Origin of the sequence: Streptomyces sp. NPDC086787 (assembly GCF_044745865.1) — a bacterium.
Lineage (GTDB): Bacteria > Actinomycetota > Actinomycetes > Streptomycetales > Streptomycetaceae > Streptomyces.
The window spans coordinates 705557-721315 of record NZ_JBIVBC010000001.1; the positions used below are offsets into that span (position 1 = coordinate 705557).

Below are 15759 nucleotides of genomic sequence, written 5' to 3' on the forward strand. Positions count from 1 at the left end.
CATGACGGTGATGCAGACCTCCCGTGACGGCCATGACACCTACAGCATCAGCGAGGTCGTCGCCGTCACCGGGCTGACCGCCCACACCCTGCGCTGGTACGAGCGGATCGGCCTGATGCCGCACATCGACCGCTCGCACACCGGCCAGCGCCGCTACGGCAGGAAGGACCTGGACTGGCTGGAGTTCGTGAACAAGCTCCGGCTGACCGGCATGCCCGTGGCCGACATGGTCCGCTACGCGGAACTGGTGCGCCAGGGCGACAGCACCTACCCCGAGCGGCGCGAGCTGCTGGAGTCGACCCGCCGGGACGTGCTGACCCGGATCGACGAACTCCGGGACACACTCGCCGTACTGGACTGGAAGATCGGCATGTACAGCGGTGACGGCGCCTAGTCCAAAGCTCCGCGAGCGTCACAGCTCCGCGAGGAGGTCGGCCTTCTTCGCCGCGAACTCCTCGTCCGTCACCAGGCCGGCCCGGTGCAGTTCCCCGAGGTGCCGGATCCGCTCGGCGACGTCGGCCGGGCCGTGGTGGTGCCGCGCGGTGGCGGGGGCCGCCGTGGTGCCCTTCGCGCGTACCGCCGCGAGGACGGCCGCCGCGAAGGGCAGCGACTCGTGGACGGCGCCGTAGCCGAGACCGAAGACGACCGTCGCCGGGTCCTGGTCCGGCTGGACGGGCCGCTCGGCGGAGGCGTCCCGGGGCAGCAGCCGCAGATGGCCCTCCAGGGCCTCGGGGCGGCGCCACTCGACCCCACTCAGATCGGCGATCGGGAACCGCTGGTCGCCGGCCTTCCACTTCGCCGAGGAGGCGCCGGTCCAGGACCACCGGAAGTGCACCGAGGACCCGTCGAAGGACACCTTCGCGTCGTACGCCTTGAAGTGCCGGGGCGCCTTTGGCGCGGCGACCAGATAGCCGTCCGGCGGCTCGGCCCCGGGCCCGGTGAGGCGGGCGCGCAGTTCGTCGGCGTAGTACTCGGCGAGGACCTCGCGCTCGGCGGGCAGGACCAGCCGGTAGGGGTCGGAGCCCTCCGGCAGCTGCCCGGCCGCGGCCTCCATCAGCGGGTCGGCGCCGGGGCGCGGCTCGGCGCGCAGCACCACGGTGCCCCGTCTGCCGGGGGTCAGGGTCACCCCGGAGAGCGCTGCGAGCGGGACATGCCGCTCACCGAGCGCCTGGAACAGTTTTGGTGTTCGAATCCCTCGTTCGTAACGGATGAGCACAGAGTCGGACTCGAACTCCCAGGCGGCATGAAATCCGGCCAGTACGTCACCCATGCGGCTCATCGTATGCGGCACGCGCCTTTCCGTCCCCTCTCTGAACAGACCGCGCTTTCTCGCTCCTCTACGCGCGTTCCTCCGCCGGGACGTCGGTCAGACCGGCGGCGCAGCCGTCATCGTCCGCACAGGTCACCTCGCGATAGGCACCCACGCCGATGTCGGCGAAGTTCCGCAGGCTGTCGGTACCCGGCTCGAAATAGCCGCTGTGTCCGCGGGCGTCGCGCGCCGACAGCACCCGGGCGCCGAACCTGCCGGACACCGGATCCGCGCCGTGCCCGATCCCGCCGAGCTCCAGGTACGGCACGTCCTGCACCCAGTCGGTCTTGTTCCGCATCGCCCACACCCGGGCCCTCGTGTCCAGGTTGGCGGCGCGGGACACCCGCATGCCGGGGCTGGCCGCCACGGCTATGTCGGCCACCCGGTCGGGCATCTCGTGCGCGGCGACCCCGCAGACCACCGAGCCGTAGCTGTGGCAGAACATGGAGACGGGCGCGACACCGGGCAGACCGCGCAGCAGGGCGTTCAGCCGTACCGCGCCGTCCTCGGCGCGCATCGCCGTCGCCGCGTCCACGCCGAGCCCGCTGGGCGCGGTGTAGTCGGCCCAGGCGATCACCGCCGTACGGGTCGAGGGGCTCGCGTCGTGCTCGGCGGAGTACAGCGCCTCGGCCATGCCGGCCGTCGCCGAGTACTTCCGGTACGTCTTCTGGAAGGTGAGGAGGTCGGTGTCGACGCCGGGGACGACGACGGAGATCCGCTCGGCCCGGTCGAGGTCCCCGAACACCTCGGCGACCCGGCCCGAGCCCTCGGGGTCGAAGGCGAGGATGTGCCGGTTCTCGGCCATCAGCGCGGTGTAGCGGTGCATACGGCGGCCCGCCTGCTGCTGCCCCGCCGGGCTCAGCCGGCTGTCGTGCATGCGCTTCTTCTCGACCTTGCTCGCCTGCTTCAGGGCGATGCGGTTGGCGCGGTAGCGCAGCTCGGCGGGGGCGCCGTTCATGTTGCCGACCGCGAGCGAGTAGCGGTGCGCGAGCCGGTCTCTCTCCGCGGGGGTCAGCGAGGCGTAGAAGCGGGCGAGCCGAGCGGGGGACGCCTCCGGGTCCGGCAGGTGGTGGCCGTGAACGCGGCCCTGCTCCCACTTGGCGAGCGAGGCCTGGAGGGCGGGCGTCTCCCGGTGGCTGCGCAGCGCGGTCCAGCCGGTGGTCGCGAGCATGATGAACACCACGGCCAGAGCGAGCAGCGCGCGCCAGGCGTTGAGTTGCGGGGAGGTGTCGAAGGAAGTCACTGGGAGGACACACTAGGAGAACGGACCGGTCTCGGGGTAACCAAGTGGCGGGGATCACGTTTCGGCGGGCGTGACGATGGACTCAGTCCCCGTCGGCCGTCAGACGCCGGCCGTCGTCAGTCCGTCCGCCAGCTCCCGACGAGGGCGGGACCGATCCGGTCGAGGTGAGCGGCGGTGAGCTCACGGATGGCCGCCACGCTGAAGTCGTCTCCCAGGGACCAGGCGCGTTCCGTCACCCTTATCACCGCGCCGAAGACGGCCACCACCAGCCGGGGCCGCGGGTCCGTGTCCGGATCTAGGCCCTCGCGCTCGGCGATGATCCGCGAGATCTCCTCCTCGACCTCCGCCGAGCGCCGCAGATGCGCGGCGAACAGGGCGGGCGTCTCCTCGATCATCCGGTAGGCGCGCATGTGCAGCTCGATCGGAACCACCTGCTCGACGGCCTGTCCGATGGTGTCCCAGCTGTCCAGCACGGCCCGGCGCAGCGCCTCCAGCGGGGCCTCGTGGGGCGGCCGTTCGCGCACGGCCCGCAGGTAGTGCGACTCGGCGAGCCGTGGCACGAAGAAGACCGCGTCCTCCTTGCCTGCGAAGTAGCGGAAGAAGGTGCGTTGTGACACGTCCGCGGCCGCGGCGATCTCGTCGACCGTCGTCGTCTCGTATCCCCGGGTGGTGAACAGGTCGAGCGCGGCGCGCAGCAGCGCGTCCCGGGTGCGCTGCTTTTTGCGTTCGCGCAGTGTTTCCATATGTGTCAGTTACCGACTTGTGATTTCGTTTGTCAATTGTCAGTGGCTGTCACTAGCCTCCTCATATGACTAGTCAGACCACCATCGACACGACGGGGACGGAAGCGACCCCGGCGGCCGCGGGCCTGCGCGGCCATCCTTGGTTCACCCTCATCACCGTCGCCGTCGGCGTCATGATGGTGGCCCTGGACGGCACCATCGTGGCCATCGCCAACCCGGCCATCCAGAAGGACCTCGGCGCCACCTTCGCGCAGGTCCAGTGGATCACCAACGGCTACTTCCTGGCCCTCGCCGTCTCGCTGATCACCGCGGGCAAGCTCGGCGACCGTTTCGGTCACCGGCAGACCTTCCTGATCGGCGTGACCGGCTTCGCCGCGGCCTCCGGGGCCATCGGCCTGTCCGACAGCATCGCCGCGGTCGTGACCTTCCGGGTCTTCCAGGGTCTGTTCGGCGCGCTGCTGATGCCCGCCGCGCTCGGTCTGCTGCGGGCCACCTTCCCGGCCGAGAAGCTCAACATGGCGATCGGCATCTGGGGCATGGTCATCGGCGCGTCCACCGCGGGCGGTCCGATCCTCGGCGGTGTCCTGGTCGAGCACGTCAACTGGCAGTCGGTGTTCTTCATCAACGTGCCGGTCGGCCTGATCGCCCTGGCCCTCGGCCTGCTGATCCTCCGGGACCACCGCGCGCAGAACGCCCCGCGCTCCTTCGACCTGCTCGGCATCGTCCTGCTCTCCGGTGCGATGTTCTGCCTGATCTGGGCGCTCATCAAGGCCCCCACCTGGGGCTGGGGCGACGGCCGGACCTGGGCGTTCATCGCCGGGTCGGCGCTGCTCTTCGCGGTCTTCTCGTTCTGGGAGACGAAGGTCAAGGAGCCGCTGATCCCGCTGGGCCTGTTCCGCTCCGTCCCGCTGTCCGCGGGCGTGGTGCTCATGGTGCTCATGGCCATCGCCTTCATGGGCGGTCTGTTCTTCGTCACGTTCTACCTCCAGAACGTGCACGGCATGAGCCCGATCGACGCGGGCCTCCATCTGCTCCCGCTGACCGGCATGATGATCGTCGGCTCCCCGCTCGCGGGCGCGCTGATCACCAAGCTCGGCCCGCGCATCCCGCTCGCCGGCGGCATGGTGGCCACCGCGGTGGCCATGTACGGCATGTCGACGCTGGAGACGGACACCGGCAGCGGTGTCATGTCGCTCTGGTTCGCCCTGCTCGGCCTCGGCCTCGCGCCCGTGATGGTCGGCGCCACCGAGGTCATCGTCGGCAACGCTCCCATGGAGCTCTCCGGTGTGGCCGGCGGTCTCCAGCAGGCCGCGATGCAGATCGGCGGCAGCCTCGGTACGGCGGTGCTCGGTGCCGTGATGGCCTCCAAGGTCGACAGCGACCTGCCCGGCAACTGGACCCACGCCGGGCTCCCCAGGCTCACGCCCGGTCAGCTCGACCAGGCCTCCGAGGCCGTGCAGGTGGGTGTCGCCCCGGTGGCCAAGGGCACGCCGGAGCCGATCGCCGCGAAGATCACGGCGGTCGCGCACGACACGTTCATCTCCGGGATGAGCCTCGCCTCGCTGGTCGCGGCCGGTGTGGCGGCGGTAGCGGTCCTGGTCGCCCTGCTCACCAGCCGCGGCGCCAACGCGGAGTCCGGCGCGGGCGTCGGGCACATCTAGCCGTCGCTCATCTTGAGCGCGTGGCCCTGGGGGCGCTGCCCCCAGGGCCCCTTTGTCTCCCCGGCTGCTTCCCCCGCTGTCTCCTCGGCCAGCAGCGTCAGTGCGGCCACCTGCGCCCGCAGCGCCCGTACCTCCTCCGTCAGGGACTCGATCGCCTCCGTCTGGCGGCGTTCCTCCACGTCGTCCTCGGCGAAGCGGGCGATGAACCACGCGGCGATGTTCGCGGTCACCACACCCAGCAGGGCGATGCCGGACAGCATCAGGCCGACCGCGATCACCCGGCCGAGGCCGGTGGTCGGGGCGTGGTCGCCGTAGCCGACCGTCGTCATCGTGGTGAACGACCACCACACGGCGTCACCCAGCGTGCGGATGTTCCCGTGCGGCGACTCCCGCTCCACCGAGAGCACGGCGAGCGAACCGAACATCAGCAGCCCGACCACCGCGCCCGCGACATACGTCGTGAGCCGGATCTGCGAGGCCATCCGCGCCCGGCGTCCCACCAGCAGCAGGGTGGAGACGAGCCGCAGCAGTCTGAGCGGCTGGAGCATAGGCAGCACCACCGCGCACAGGTCCAGCCAGTGCGTCCGTACGAATTCACGGCGCTGCCGGGCGAGCGCCAGGCGCATCAGGTAGTCGGTGGCGAAGGCCGCCCACACCGTCCACTCGACCACCGTGCAGGCGGTGGTCAGGGATCGCCCCGCGGAACCGTCCACGATCGGCACGGCGTAGGCGACGGCGAAGGCCACCGCCAGTGCCAGCAAGGGCCGTTGGGTGAGGCGCTCCCAACGGCCCTGTGCTGATGGTTCGATCACACGGTCATGCTACGCGTCGCCGCCCGCCGGTCCCGGGTCGGCCGCCGTGACGTCCAGCAGCTGGTACCGGTCGATCGCCTGCTTCAGCACCGAGCGGTCGACCCTGCCCTCGCGGGCCAGCTCGGTGAGCACCGCCACCACGATCGACTGCGCGTCGATGTGGAAGAACCGGCGCGCCGCGCCGCGGGTGTCGGCGAAGCCGAAGCCGTCCGCGCCGAGCGACTGGTACGTCCCCGGCACCCAGCGCGCGATCTGGTCCGGGACCGACCGCATCCAGTCGGACACGGCCACGAACGGCCCCTCGGAGCCGGCCAGCTTGCGCGTGACGTACGGGGTGCGCTGCTCCTCCTCCGGGTGGAGCAGGTTGTGCTCCTCGCACTGCACCGCCTCGCGCCGCAGCTCGTTCCAGGAGGTCGCCGACCAGACATCCGCCCGGACGTCCCAGTCCTCGGCGAGGATCCGCTGGGCCTCGACGGCCCACGGCACCGAGACACCCGAGGCCATGATCTGGGCGGGTACGGAGCCCGCCGTGCCCGCGGCGATCCGGTGGATGCCCTTGAGGATGCCCTCGACGTCCACGTCGGCCGGTTCGGCCGGGTGCTGGATGGGCTCGTTGTAGACGGTGAGGTAGTAGAAGACGTCCTCGCCGTGCGGGTGCTCGGCGTCGCCGCCGTACATCCGGCGCAGGCCGTCCCGCACGATGTGCGCGATCTCGTACGCGTAGGCCGGGTCGTAGGCGACACAGCCGGGGTTCGTCGAGGCGAGCAGCTGGGAGTGGCCGTCCGCGTGCTGGAGGCCCTCGCCGGTCAGGGTCGTACGGCCCGCGGTCGCGCCGAGGACGAAACCGCGCGACAGCTGGTCGGCCATCTGCCAGAACTGGTCACCCGTGCGCTGGAAACCGAACATCGAGTAGAAGACGTACACCGGGATCAGCGGCTCGCCGTGCGTGGCGTAGGCCGAGCCGGCCGCGATCAGTGACGCCGTGCAGCCGGCCTCCGAGATGCCGTCGTGCAGCATCTGGCCGGTCGGCGACTCCTTGTAGGCGAGCAGCAGATCCCGGTCCACCGCCTCGTACTGCTGGCCGAGCGGGTTGTAGATCTTCGCGCTCGGGAAGAAGGAGTCCATGCCGAACGTGCGGTACTCGTCCGGCGCGATCAGCACGAAACGCTTGCCGATCTCCTTGTCCCGCATGAGGTCCTTGAGGAGGCGGACAAAGGCCATCGTGGTCGCGATGGACTGCTGGCCGGTTCCCTTCTTCACGGTCGCGTACGCCTTGTCGTCCGGCAGGGCGAGCGGCTTGGAACGCACGACGCGCGTCGGGACGTACCCGCCGAGCCCCTTGCGCCGGTCGTGCATGTACTGGATCTCCTCCGAGTCCCGGCCCGGGTGGTAGTACGGCGGCGCGCCGGACTCCAGCTCCTTGTCCGAGATCGGCAGGTGCAGACGGTCACGGAAGCCCTTGAGGTCGGCGACCGTCAGCTTCTTCATCTGGTGCGTGGCGTTGCGGCCCTCGAAGTTCGGGCCCAGCGTCCAGCCCTTGATCGTCTTGGCCAGGATCACCGTCGGCTGGCCCTTGTGCGCCTTGGCCGCCGAGAACGCCGCGTAGATCTTCCGGTGGTCGTGACCGCCGCGGCCCAGGTGCAGGATCTGGTCGTCGGTCATGTTCTGGACCATCGAGCGCAGCCGGTGGTCGTCGCCGAAGAAGTGGTCGCGGATGTACGCGCCCGACTCGGTGGCATACGTCTGGAACTGGCCGTCCGGCGTGGTGTTCATCTTGTTCACCAGCACGCCGTCGCGGTCCATCGCGAGCAGCGGGTCCCAGCTGCGGTCCCACACCAGCTTGATCACGTTCCAGCCGGCGCCCCGGAAGATCGACTCCAGCTCCTGGATGATCTTGCCGTTGCCGCGCACCGGCCCGTCGAGCCGCTGGAGGTTGCAGTTGACCACGAAGGTCAGGTTGTCCAGGCCCTCGCGCGCGGCGATGGACAGCTGGCCGAGCGACTCCGGCTCGTCCATCTCGCCGTCGCCGAGGAACGCCCACACGTGCGACCTGGAGGTGTCCGCGATGTCACGCGCCTCCATGTAGCGGTTCATCCGGGCCTGGTAGATCGCGCCCAGCGGGCCGAGGCCCATGGACACCGTCGGGAACTCCCAGAAGTCCGGCATGGACCGCGGGTGCGGGTAGCTGGAGAGGCCGTTCGGGTACGCCGACTTCTCCTGGCGGAAGCCGTCGAGCTGCTGCTCGCTCAGCCGGTCGAGCATGAACGCGCGCGCGTAGATGCCGGGGGAGGCGTGGCCCTGGAAGAAGACCTGGTCGCCGCCGTCGCCCTCGTCCTTGCCCCGGAAGAAGTGGTTGAAGCCCACGTCGTAGAGGGAGGCGGAGGAGGCGAAGGTGGCGATGTGGCCGCCGACGCCGATGCCGGGGCGTTGCGCGCGGGAGACCATCACGGCCGCGTTCCAGCGGGTCGCGTTCAGGATCTTGCGCTCGATCTCCTCGTTGCCGGGGAAGAACGGCTCGTACCGCGTCGGGATCGTGTTGACGTAGTCCGTGCTGCGCATCTCGGGCACGGCCACGCGCTTCTCGCGGGCACGCTCGATCAGGCGGAGCATCAGATAACGGGCACGTTCCCGGCCCCGCTCGTCCACGGCGGCGTCGAGGGAGTCGAGCCACTCCTGGGTCTCTTCGGGATCGAAGTCAGGAACCTGACTCGGAAGGCCGCCAATGATGATCGGATTGCGATCGGATCCGGAAGCCACGCTGTTCCTTACCTGTCTGAGGGCCGCTGTTCTGATGGTGTCTGCTGTCTGTTGCCCATCGTGTACCTAGGGAAGGCGTACGTCATCTCTACTGAGGGGTAACCGAGATGTCCGTACGGTCTCCCTCTAGCCGCACTCGGGCGGCTGCGCTCAAAACGCAACGATACGCTCGACCCAGGGCATGATTGGCAAAGACGTTCGACTTCCGCACCCACGGGTGATCCCCAGAGGGTTCCCAAGCGGTTAAATCGGGCAGAAGGCCCTGGTGTAGGTCACCCTGGGTGTAGACAAGGCCGGGATCGTCACCGTTTCGGCGGTCTGCACGGCCGGGTACTTGCGCGATCCGTCCCGCCCGTGTGGACTACGGCCAATGCTTCGCGCACGCGCGTGGCTGAGACAATCACCAAAACATGATCAGGAGGCAACCCGTGAGCGCGACCGCGGACCACGCGGAGGAGCGGACTAGCCCTGCCGTCAGGCTGGGTTTCCAGCCCGAGCAGGTGGTCCAGGAGATCGGCTACGACGACGACGTCGACCAGGAGCTCCGCGAGTCCATCGAGGAAGTCATCGGCAGCGAACTCGTTGACGAGGACTACGACGACGTGGCCGACGCCGTCGTGCTGTGGTTCCGCGACGAGGACGGCGACCTGACCGATGTGCTGGTGGACGCCACCACGTACATCGAGGAGGGCGGCTCGATCCTCCTCCTCACGCCGAAGACCGGCCGTGACGGGTATGTGGAGCCGAGCGACATCTCGGAAGCCGCCGTGACGGCGGGCCTGTCGGCCTCCAAGAGCGTCAGTGTCGGAAAGGACTGGAGCGGCTCGCGTCTGGTGACGCCGAAGGCAGCCAAGTCCAAGCGCTGACCGAACCGGCCGCACCCGACCGGCCGGACTGAACCGAGCAGTGACCGTCGGCCCCCGTGACCGACCGGTTCCGCCGGGCTGGGCCCGAAAGCCCAGCCCGGCCGCCGCGTCCCTGGCGGCGTCCGCTGCGTAGGGTGGTGCCACCCGAACAGCCCAGCGAAGGGATGCAGGAGATGGCGATCCAGGTCGGCGACGAGGCGCCCGACTTCGAACTCAAGGACAACCACGGCCGCACCGTGCGGCTCTCCGACTTCCGCGGTGAGCGCAACGTGGTGCTGCTGTTCTATCCCTTCGCCTTCACCGGCGTGTGCACCGGCGAGTTGTGCGAGCTGCGCGACAACCTGCCGCAGTTCACCGACCGCGACACCCAGCTGCTCGCCGTCTCCAACGACTCCATCCACACCCTGCGCGTCTTCGCCGAGCAGGAGGGGCTGGAGTACCCGCTGCTGAGCGACTTCTGGCCGCACGGCAACACTTCCCGCGCCTACGGCGTCTTCGACGAGGACAAGGGCTGTGCCGTCCGCGGCACCTTCATCATCGACAAGGCCGGCGTCGTGCGGTGGACCGTGCTGAACGGTCTGCCCGACGCGCGGGACCTGAACGAGTACGTGAAGGCGCTCGACACCCTCTGACTCTTCGGAGTCAGGGCCTGCGTGGGGCGGGAACCCGTCACTAGGATCGACTCGTTGATCCGGTATCCGAAGCACCACTCCGAAGCACTACGGGGCTCCCCGCCCCTGGACACGACATGGAGGGACTCGTGGGAGTCAGCCTCAGCAAGGGCGGCAACGTATCCCTGACCAAGGAGGCCCCGGGTCTGACCGCGGTCCTCATCGGTCTCGGCTGGGACGTCCGTACCACGACCGGTACCGACTTCGACCTGGACGCCAGCGCCCTACTGCTCAACTCGACGGGCAAGGTCGCCAGCGACCAGCACTTCATCTTCTTCAACAACCTCAAGAGCCCGGACGGCTCCGTCGAGCACACCGGTGACAACACAACCGGTGAGGGCGAGGGCGACGACGAGGCGATCAAGGTCAACCTGGCGGGCGTCCCGGCGGACGTCGAGAAGATCGTCTTCCCGGTCTCGATCTACGACGCCGACAACCGCCAGCAGTCCTTCGGCCAGGTGCGCAACGCGTTCATCCGCGTCGTCAACCAGGCCGGCGGCGCCGAGATCGCTCGGTACGACCTGAGCGAGGACGCCTCGACCGAGACCGCCATGGTCTTCGGCGAGCTGTACCGGCACGGTGCCGAGTGGAAGTTCCGCGCCATCGGCCAGGGGTACGCCTCGGGCCTGCGCGGCATCGCCCAGGACTTCGGCGTCAACGTCTGACACCCGAACCGCTCCTTGTCCGGCGCCGCACCGTTTACGGGCGGCGCCGGACGCGCAGGACAACCGAAGAGGCACCACCGCACCACCAAGGGGAGGACCAGGAACATGGGCGTCACACTCGCCAAGGGAGGAAACGTCTCCCTGTCCAAGGCCGCGCCGAACCTCACGAACGTGTTGATCGGTCTCGGCTGGGACGCTCGCTCCACCACCGGAGCACCCTTCGACCTGGACGCCAGCGCGCTGCTCTGCCAGGGCGGCCGTGTCCTCGGCGACGAGTGGTTCGTCTTCTACAACCAGCTCAAGAGCCCGGAGGGCTCCGTCGAGCACACCGGTGACAACCTCACCGGTGAGGGCGAGGGCGACGACGAGTCGGTCCTGGTCGACCTGCAGAAGGTCCCGGGCAACTGCGACAAGATCGTCTTCCCGGTGTCGATCCACATGGCGGACGAGCGCGGCCAGACCTTCGGGCAGGTCTCCAACGCGTTCATCCGGGTCGTCAACCAGGCCGACGGCCAGGAACTCGCGCGCTACGACCTCAGTGAGGACGCCTCCACGGAGACCGCCATGATCTTCGGCGAGCTCTACCGCTACGGCGGCGAGTGGAAGTTCCGCGCGGTGGGCCAGGGTTACGCGTCGGGGCTGCGCGGCATCGCCCTCGACTTCGGCGTCAACGTTTCGTAGCGGGTCGCCCCTCCTGGTCCGGCTTTAGAGGTAGGCCCTACACTTCGGGGTCAACAACGAGTAAAGCCGAATGCGGCGCGGGGAAGTCTTCCCTAGGACTTCGTCCGGGAGGTCGCCTCCACACACGATTGGGTAGCCAGTGCTTCTGAAAACCTTCGGCTGGTCGTTCGCGGTTACCGCGATCGGTCTGGTCGCTGCGGTCTTCTACGGGGGGTGGGAGGCCCTCGGCATCGTGGCGATCCTCTCCATCCTCGAGATCTCGCTGTCGTTCGACAACGCGGTGGTCAACGCCGGAATCCTGAAGAAGATGAATGCCTTCTGGCAGAAGATCTTCCTCACGGTCGGTGTGCTCATCGCGGTGTTCGGCATGCGGCTGGTCTTCCCCGTCGTGATCGTCGCCGTCACCGCCAAGATGGGTCCCATCGAGGCCGTCGACCTCGCCCTCAACAACAAGGACCAGTACCAGCAGCTGGTGACCGACGCCCACCCGGCGATCGCCGCCTTCGGTGGCATGTTCCTGCTGATGATCTTCCTCGACTTCATCTTCGAGGACCGGGACATCCAGTGGCTGCGCTGGATCGAGCGGCCGCTGGCCAAGCTCGGCAAGGTTGACATGCTGTCGGTCTGCCTGTCCCTGATCGTCCTGCTCATCACCTCCTTCACCTTCGCCGCCCACGCCCACCAGCACGGTGGCGCGCACGTCGACAAGGCGCAGACGGTGCTGATCGCGGGCATCGCCGGTCTGATCACGTACATGATCGTCGGCGGTCTCTCCGGCTACTTCGAGGACAAGCTGGAGGAAGAGGAGGAACGGGAGCACGAGGAGGAGGAAGAGGCCGCGCGCACCGGCAAGAAGCGCCCGGCCGTCGTCCTGGCCGGTCAGGCCGCGTTCTTCATGTTCCTCTACCTGGAGGTCCTGGACGCCTCCTTCTCCTTCGACGGCGTGATCGGCGCCTTCGCCATCACCAACGACATCGTCCTGATGGCGCTCGGCCTCGGTATCGGCGCGATGTACGTCCGTTCGCTCACCGTCTACCTGGTCCGTCAGGGCACCCTCGACGACTACGTCTTCCTGGAGCACGGCGCCCACTACGCGATCGGTGCGCTGGCCGTGATCCTCATGGTCACCATCCAGTACCAGATCAACGAGGTCATCACCGGCCTCGTCGGCGTCGTCCTGATCGCCTGGTCCTTCTGGTCCTCCGTCCGCCGCAACCGCGCGCTCGCGGACGCCGAGGGAAAAGCGGGCTCGGACGACAGGACTGAGGTCTCGTCCGGGGTGTGATCGGGGTAGTACCCCTTGCGGGGCGGCCGACGGCGGCCGCCCCGCGACTTTTCGTGTGACAGGGGGCGGCGATGGGTTTCTTCGACGGGCTGCTGGGCGGACGCGCTGCCGACTTCGACTCGGGCAGCGCGGCGACCAACTCCATCCAGCTCACCAAGCGGCACCAGACGGTGTCCCTGACCAAGCAGGACGCGGCCACCGGGCATCTGCGGGTCAACCTGACCTGGCGGATGCGCACCTCCGACATCGGCGGCCCCCAGCGCGGCAGCCTCTTCCGGCACCCCTTCAGGGCGCTCAAACCGCCGGAGGTCCTCGGACACGGGCAGAGCATGGTCAACGTCGACCTCGACCTGGGCTGTCTGTACGAGCTGGCGGACGGCACCAAGGGCGTCGTCCAGCCGCTCGGCGGCTACCTCGGGGACGTCAACGCGCCGCCGTACGTGAAACTCAGCGGAGACGACCGGTTCGGCTCCGGGTCGGGCGAGACGATGTACGTCAACCTGGACCACCGCGAAAACATCAAACGGCTCCTGGTCTTCGTCTACATCTACGACCAGACCCCGGCCTTCGACCGCACCCACGCCATCGTCACGCTCTACCCGAGCAACGGGCCCCGCATCGAGATCGGCCTGGACGAACGCCACCCCCAGGCCCGCTCCTGCGCCGTCGTGCTGATCGAGAACGTCAAGGGGGAACTGGTCGTCCGCCGCGAGGTCAACTTCGTGTACGGCTTCCAGGGCGAACTCGACCGGCTCTACGGGTGGGGACTCCAGTGGGGACGCGGCTACAAGACCAAGGCCGAGTCGTGAGCCGGCCCGACCGGCCGCCGCGTCAGCGGATGAACTGGGGGCCCTGCGGAGGCAGCCTGAAGTCCGGGTCCGGCACCCCGGCCGTCGGAGGCACCGGCGGCGCCACCGGCGGCGGATAGCCGTAGCCGGACGGGGCGGCCGTGGGCGGCGCCTGCGGGTAGCCGTACGCGGGCGCGGCCGCGGGCTGCGGATAACCGTAGGCCTGCTGCGGCGGGCCCGCCGCCGTGGTCGGCGGCGCCCCCATGGTCTGCGGCTGCGGATAGCCGTACGTCGGCTGCGCGGGCAGCCCCGGCCGCTCCGGGGGCAGCGGCAGCGACGGCAGCGACGGGGCGGGCTCCTCGGCGCCCTCGGACTCGTCGACCGAGATGCCGAAGTCGGTGGCCAGGCCCTTCAGCCCGTTCGAATAGCCCTCGCCCAGGGCCCGGAACTTCCAGCCCTCACCGCGCCGGTACAGCTCGCCGCAGATCAGGGCGGTCTCCGCGCCCGTCTGGGGTGTGACGTCGAAGTACGCCAGCGGCTCGCCGCCGACCGCGGCCGTCGCGTCGTACAGCAGGATCCGCAGCGCCTTCACATGCTCGAAGGTGACGCCGTCCGCCGAAGCGACCAGCAGAATCCGGCTCACATCGGCCTCGACACCGGTGAGCTCCGACTGGATCGTGTCGGTCAGGCCCTCGGCGGACCGCTTCTTGCCGAGCCGCCACACCGACCCGGAGGGGTGCCGGGGCTGGTTGTAGAAGACGAAGTCCTCGTCGGAGCGCACCCGTCCGCCGGGGCCGAGGAGCAGCGCCGAGGCGTCCACGTCCGGGACCCCCTGCCCGGGGGTCCAGCGCAGTACGGCACGCACCGTCGTGGCGTCGAGCGGGACGTTCGCCCCCTTCAGCATCGCGTGCGTCATGCCGTCATCCTGCCTTCTTGGTCCTGGTCACGACAACGCGGGGTGACCCCGGCCGACCGGGTGTGCGTGTCGGCGTTACCTGAAATTCATGCCTGGCGGGAACCTCGGACATGAGTCCCTACGTACTATTACCGGCCACTCGTCTTCGAATCCACCGGCCCAGCGCGCACCGCGGGGGAGTTTCATGCGTCATTTCGGGCACATCGCCGCCGATGTGCGGCAACGCCTGTTCCACCAGGAGCCGTGCGAGATCACGCCCGACTCCCCGGCCCGGCTGCTGTCCGCCGGCCTGGGCGCCACCCTGTACAGCCCCGCCACCCGGCCCCGGCTTGCCGACGACGTCGTCAAGCAGGCCGGACAGGGCGTGGTCTCGATGGTGCTGTGCCTGGAGGACTCCATCGGGGACGAGGACGTGGCCGCGGGCGAGGAGAACCTCGTGCAGCAGCTGACCGGCCTGCACGCCCAGGCCGGCACGGTGGAGCCGCCCCTGCTCTTCATCCGGGTCCGCACCGCGGAACAGATCCCCGACCTGGTGCGGCGCCTCGGCCCTGCCGTCCGGCTGCTGTCCGGGTTCGTGTTCCCGAAGTTCACCGAGGAACGCGGCACGCCCTTCCTGGAGGCGCTGGCCGGTGCCGAGGCCGCGAGCGGACGCCGGCTGTTCGGGATGCCGGTCCTGGAGACACCCGAGCTGATGTACCGGGAGACGCGCGTGGAGGCCCTGGAGGGCATCGCCCGCGTGGTCGACAAGTACCGCGACCGGGTGCTGGCGCTGCGGCTCGGCGTCACGGACTTCTGCTCCTCCTACGGGCTGCGCCGGGCCCCCGACATGACGGCGTACGACGTCCAGATCATCGCCTCCGTGATCGCCGACGTGGTGAACATGCTGGGGCGGGCGGACGGCACCGGGTTCACCGTGACCGGGCCGGTCTGGGAGTACTTCAGGGTCCCGGAGCGCATGTTCAAGCCGCTGCTGCGGTCCAGCCCCTTCCTGGAGGGGCAGGCCGTGGAGCTGCGCGAGAGACTGATCGAGCACGCGATGGACGGGCTGCTGAGGGAGATCTCCCTGGACCAGGCCAACGGGCTGCTCGGCAAGACCTGCATCCACCCCTCGCACGTGCTGCCCGTGCACGCGCTGTCGGTGGTCAGTCACGAGGAGTTCAGCGACGCGCAGGACATCCTGCGGCCGGAACGCGGCGGCGGGGGTGTACTGCGGTCCGCGTACACCAACAAGATGAACGAGGTGAAGCCGCACCGCGCCTGGGCCGAGCGGACCATGCTGCGCGCCGAGGTGTTCGGTGTGGCCAACGAGGACGTCGGTTTCGTGGAACTCCTCGCCGCGGGCATCCCCGGCTGACTTCAGCC

15 protein-coding genes are annotated in these 15759 nt (G+C 69.1%); 9 read left to right on the forward strand and 6 right to left on the reverse strand.

What is annotated here, in order from left to right; all coding sequences use genetic code 11:
- Position 1 precedes the first annotated feature (1 nt).
- Positions 2-394 carry a MerR family transcriptional regulator gene (locus ACIPK3_RS03280; RefSeq protein ID WP_402566189.1) on the forward strand — a complete coding sequence of 131 codons (393 nt, stop codon included), beginning with the start codon at positions 2-4 and terminating at the stop codon, positions 392-394.
- 18 nt (positions 395-412) lie between these two features.
- Here the strand turns inward: ACIPK3_RS03280 and ACIPK3_RS03285 are convergent, their stop codons facing one another.
- From ACIPK3_RS03285 to ACIPK3_RS03295, 3 genes are all read right to left on the reverse strand, one after another.
- A complete protein-coding gene (locus ACIPK3_RS03285; protein ID WP_402566191.1) occupies positions 413-1270 on the reverse strand; it encodes a DUF4429 domain-containing protein in 858 nt (285 codons plus the stop codon).
- Positions 1271-1337: 67 nt separating this feature from the next.
- Positions 1338-2552, reverse strand: a complete 1215-nt coding sequence (locus ACIPK3_RS03290; protein WP_402566192.1) for an alpha/beta hydrolase — start codon at positions 2550-2552, stop codon at positions 1338-1340.
- A 116-nt stretch (positions 2553-2668) separates the two neighbouring features.
- Entirely contained in the window at positions 2669-3295 is a 627-nt protein-coding gene (locus ACIPK3_RS03295; RefSeq protein WP_402566193.1) for a TetR family transcriptional regulator, read from the reverse strand.
- A 65-nt stretch (positions 3296-3360) separates the two neighbouring features.
- On the opposite strand from ACIPK3_RS03295, the gene ACIPK3_RS03300 reads away from it, so the two are divergent.
- Positions 3361-4956 carry an MFS transporter gene (locus ACIPK3_RS03300; protein WP_402566195.1) on the forward strand — a complete coding sequence of 532 codons (1596 nt, stop codon included), beginning with the start codon at positions 3361-3363 and terminating at the stop codon, positions 4954-4956.
- Here ACIPK3_RS03300 and ACIPK3_RS03305 read toward each other — a convergent pair.
- Together ACIPK3_RS03305 and aceE are read right to left on the reverse strand one after the other, a co-directional pair.
- Positions 4953-5768, reverse strand: coding sequence for a potassium channel family protein (locus ACIPK3_RS03305; RefSeq protein WP_402566197.1), 816 nt, complete (start codon positions 5766-5768; stop codon positions 4953-4955). The genes ACIPK3_RS03300 and ACIPK3_RS03305 overlap by 4 nt on opposite strands.
- Before the next feature lie 9 nt (positions 5769-5777).
- Positions 5778-8525, reverse strand: coding sequence for a pyruvate dehydrogenase (acetyl-transferring), homodimeric type (aceE, locus tag ACIPK3_RS03310; protein WP_402566199.1), 2748 nt, complete (start codon positions 8523-8525; stop codon positions 5778-5780).
- 428 nt (positions 8526-8953) lie between these two features.
- Between aceE and ACIPK3_RS03315 the strand changes: the two genes are divergently transcribed.
- The 6 genes from ACIPK3_RS03315 (at position 8954) to ACIPK3_RS03340 (ending at position 13502) form a co-directional block, all read left to right on the forward strand.
- A complete protein-coding gene (locus tag ACIPK3_RS03315) occupies positions 8954-9391 on the forward strand; it encodes a DUF3052 domain-containing protein (protein WP_402566201.1) in 438 nt (145 codons plus the stop codon).
- Positions 9392-9564: 173 nt separating this feature from the next.
- The gene (locus tag ACIPK3_RS03320) at positions 9565-10023 is read left to right on the forward strand and encodes a peroxiredoxin (protein ID WP_402566203.1); all 459 of its coding nucleotides are present in this window, start codon (positions 9565-9567) and stop codon (positions 10021-10023) included.
- 128 nt (positions 10024-10151) lie between these two features.
- Positions 10152-10727 carry a TerD family protein gene (locus ACIPK3_RS03325; RefSeq protein WP_402566205.1) on the forward strand — a complete coding sequence of 192 codons (576 nt, stop codon included), beginning with the start codon at positions 10152-10154 and terminating at the stop codon, positions 10725-10727.
- Between the two features lie 105 nt (positions 10728-10832).
- Positions 10833-11408: a TerD family protein gene (locus tag ACIPK3_RS03330; RefSeq protein ID WP_402566207.1), complete on the forward strand. Its 576-nt coding sequence runs from the start codon at positions 10833-10835 to the stop codon at positions 11406-11408.
- Between the two features lie 139 nt (positions 11409-11547).
- Entirely contained in the window at positions 11548-12693 is a 1146-nt protein-coding gene (locus ACIPK3_RS03335; protein ID WP_402566209.1) for a DUF475 domain-containing protein, read from the forward strand.
- 71 nt (positions 12694-12764) lie between these two features.
- Entirely contained in the window at positions 12765-13502 is a 738-nt protein-coding gene (locus ACIPK3_RS03340) for a Tellurium resistance (protein ID WP_402566210.1), read from the forward strand.
- A 22-nt stretch (positions 13503-13524) separates the two neighbouring features.
- Here the strand turns inward: ACIPK3_RS03340 and ACIPK3_RS03345 are convergent, their stop codons facing one another.
- Positions 13525-14397 carry a TerD family protein gene (locus ACIPK3_RS03345; RefSeq protein ID WP_402566212.1) on the reverse strand — a complete coding sequence of 291 codons (873 nt, stop codon included), beginning with the start codon at positions 14395-14397 and terminating at the stop codon, positions 13525-13527.
- Positions 14398-14581: 184 nt separating this feature from the next.
- On the opposite strand from ACIPK3_RS03345, the gene ACIPK3_RS03350 reads away from it, so the two are divergent.
- Complete coding sequence (locus ACIPK3_RS03350) at positions 14582-15751, forward strand: HpcH/HpaI aldolase/citrate lyase family protein (RefSeq protein WP_402566214.1); 1170 nt, start codon at positions 14582-14584, stop codon at positions 15749-15751.
- The last annotated feature ends 8 nt before the right edge of the window (positions 15752-15759 follow it).

What these genes read in the sequence shown, in the direction of transcription:
- ACIPK3_RS03280 (WP_402566189.1), top strand. Translation starts at nt 2, where the DNA reads ATGACGGTGATGCAGACCTCCCGTGACGGCCATGACACCTACAGCATC.
- ACIPK3_RS03285 (WP_402566191.1), bottom strand. Translation starts at nt 1,270, where the DNA reads ATGGGTGACGTACTGGCCGGATTTCATGCCGCCTGGGAGTTCGAGTCC.
- ACIPK3_RS03295 (WP_402566193.1), bottom strand. Translation starts at nt 3,295, where the DNA reads ATGGAAACACTGCGCGAACGCAAAAAGCAGCGCACCCGGGACGCGCTG.
- ACIPK3_RS03300 (WP_402566195.1), top strand. Translation starts at nt 3,361, where the DNA reads ATGACTAGTCAGACCACCATCGACACGACGGGGACGGAAGCGACCCCG.
- ACIPK3_RS03320 (WP_402566203.1), top strand. Translation starts at nt 9,565, where the DNA reads ATGGCGATCCAGGTCGGCGACGAGGCGCCCGACTTCGAACTCAAGGAC.
- ACIPK3_RS03330 (WP_402566207.1), top strand. Translation starts at nt 10,833, where the DNA reads ATGGGCGTCACACTCGCCAAGGGAGGAAACGTCTCCCTGTCCAAGGCC.
- ACIPK3_RS03340 (WP_402566210.1), top strand. Translation starts at nt 12,765, where the DNA reads ATGGGTTTCTTCGACGGGCTGCTGGGCGGACGCGCTGCCGACTTCGAC.
- ACIPK3_RS03345 (WP_402566212.1), bottom strand. Translation starts at nt 14,397, where the DNA reads ATGACGCACGCGATGCTGAAGGGGGCGAACGTCCCGCTCGACGCCACG.
- ACIPK3_RS03350 (WP_402566214.1), top strand. Translation starts at nt 14,582, where the DNA reads ATGCGTCATTTCGGGCACATCGCCGCCGATGTGCGGCAACGCCTGTTC.